Raw genomic sequence first — 1,781 nt, 5'->3', positions numbered from 1 at the left:
GACCTACCGCTAATAGGTCCGGGCGCCGCCCTGTGCACACTGCCAGATGGAGGAGCCAAGGATGACCAACGGAACGCGGCACAGGCCCGCGAGCCGCCTGATCCGCTGGGGAGCGATCGGCGCGACCGGCGCCCTGGCCGTGGCCGGCGTGAGCCTCGCCTCGCCCGCGCGGGCCGCCGGAACCCCGGCGGTGAGCGTGTCGCCCGCCGTCGACATCAATCCCGACGGCGCCGCGATCACCGTGACCGGCACCGGTTTCGACAAGACCCGCAACTCCGGCAACGGGGTCTACGTCCTGTTCGGCCCGAAGATCGACGACTACTACACCAACGCGAGCGCGTACGGCGCCCAGGCGTGGATCGCCGGCAGCAAGATGAGTGCCGACGGCGCCTTCACCACCACACTCGACGTCAAGGCGAAGTACACCGACGGCAACGGCAAGGAGGTGGACTGCCTCAAGCAGGAGTGCCGCGTCGTCACCTTCGCCGCGCACGGCGCGAGCATGACCGACCGCAGCCAGGACACCTTCACGCCGGTCGCGTTCAAGAACACCACCCCGCCGCCGGCCCCCAAGCTCACCGTGACCCCGGCCGCGGGCGCGAACCCCGACGGCCAGGACTTCACCGTCACCGGCACCGGTTTCGACCCGGTCCGCGACGGCGGCAACGGCGTCTACGTCGCGTTCGGCCCCAAGGGCGGCGACTGGAACACCAACCCCGCGCCGTACCAGGCGACCAAGTGGGTGCGCACCACCCCGGGCAACTCGCCGGGCCAGGCCAAGCTGAACGCCGACGGCAGCTTCTCGCTGACGCTCGACGGCATGAAGGCGAAGTACCGGAACAAGGACGGCGTCGAGTACGACTGCGCCGTCACCACCTGCCACGTCGTCGCCTTCGCCGCACACGGCTCGCCGGACCGCAGCCAGGACACCTTCGTCCCGGTCGCGTTCAAGGCCCCGACCACCCCGGGCCCCGGCACCGGCTACCAGGTGATCACCACCGACGTGCGGGGCGGCCCGCTGACCCTGGGCGTCGGCGGCACCGACGTCGCGCTCCCGGGTGTCACCCTCAACGGCAAGGACACCTTCACCAGCGGCGCGCTCAACCCGCTCACCGTCTCCGACGCGCGCGGCACCAACGCCGGATGGACGCTGACCGGCCAGGCCAGTGACCTGACCTCGGCCGGCGGCCGGATCGTCGGCGACAACCTCGGCTGGACCCCCACCGCCAAGTCGGTCACCGGCACGCTCCCCACCGGCGGCACCACCGCCTCGGTGACCCCGGGCGCCCAGGCCGACCCGGGCACGGGTCTCGGCCGGGCGCGCACGTTGTGCTCGTCGGCGGCCGGCGCCGGTGCGGGCTCGTTCGAATGCGGCGGCGCCCTCAAGCTCGGCGTCCCCGGCGTCACCGTCCCCGGCACGTACACGGGCACACTCACGCTGACGCTCATCTGACCACCCCGGCCCGGGGCGGGCTTCAACGCGCCCGGCGTGCCCGCTCGTTCCGGGCCGGTTTGCCCACCCGCTCCACCCGTTGCGTTCGCCTCGAAGGCTGCGGTTTCACAAGCCCCGTCCCCGACCCGACCGGGCCCGGCGACCGATCACGGCCGGGGCCGGCCGTGTTTACCCACCCGCTCCACCCGTTGCCTTCGCCTCGAAGGCTGCGGTTTCACAAGCCCCGTCCCCGACCCGACCGGGCCCGGCGACCGATCACGGCCGGGGCCACGCCCACCCCCGTGGCGCGTCAGCGCCCACGGCCCGGGCCGTGGGCGTGATCGACGCG

1 protein-coding gene is annotated in these 1,781 nt (G+C 73.0%); it reads left to right on the top strand.

The annotated features are described in order from the left end of the window. The first annotated feature begins 61 nt into the window (after positions 1-61). Positions 62-1,453, top strand: coding sequence for a hypothetical protein (locus tag ACFRCG_RS48445; RefSeq protein ID WP_380043050.1), 1,392 nt, complete (start codon positions 62-64; stop codon positions 1,451-1,453). Positions 1,454-1,781 lie beyond the last annotated feature (328 nt).

The sequence above is a fragment of the Embleya sp. NPDC056575 genome (assembly GCF_042793325.1).
Taxonomy (GTDB): domain Bacteria; phylum Actinomycetota; class Actinomycetes; order Streptomycetales; family Streptomycetaceae; genus Embleya.
Note: the sequence above shows the minus strand (reverse complement) of the source record. Positions and strands in the feature narration are given on the sequence as shown.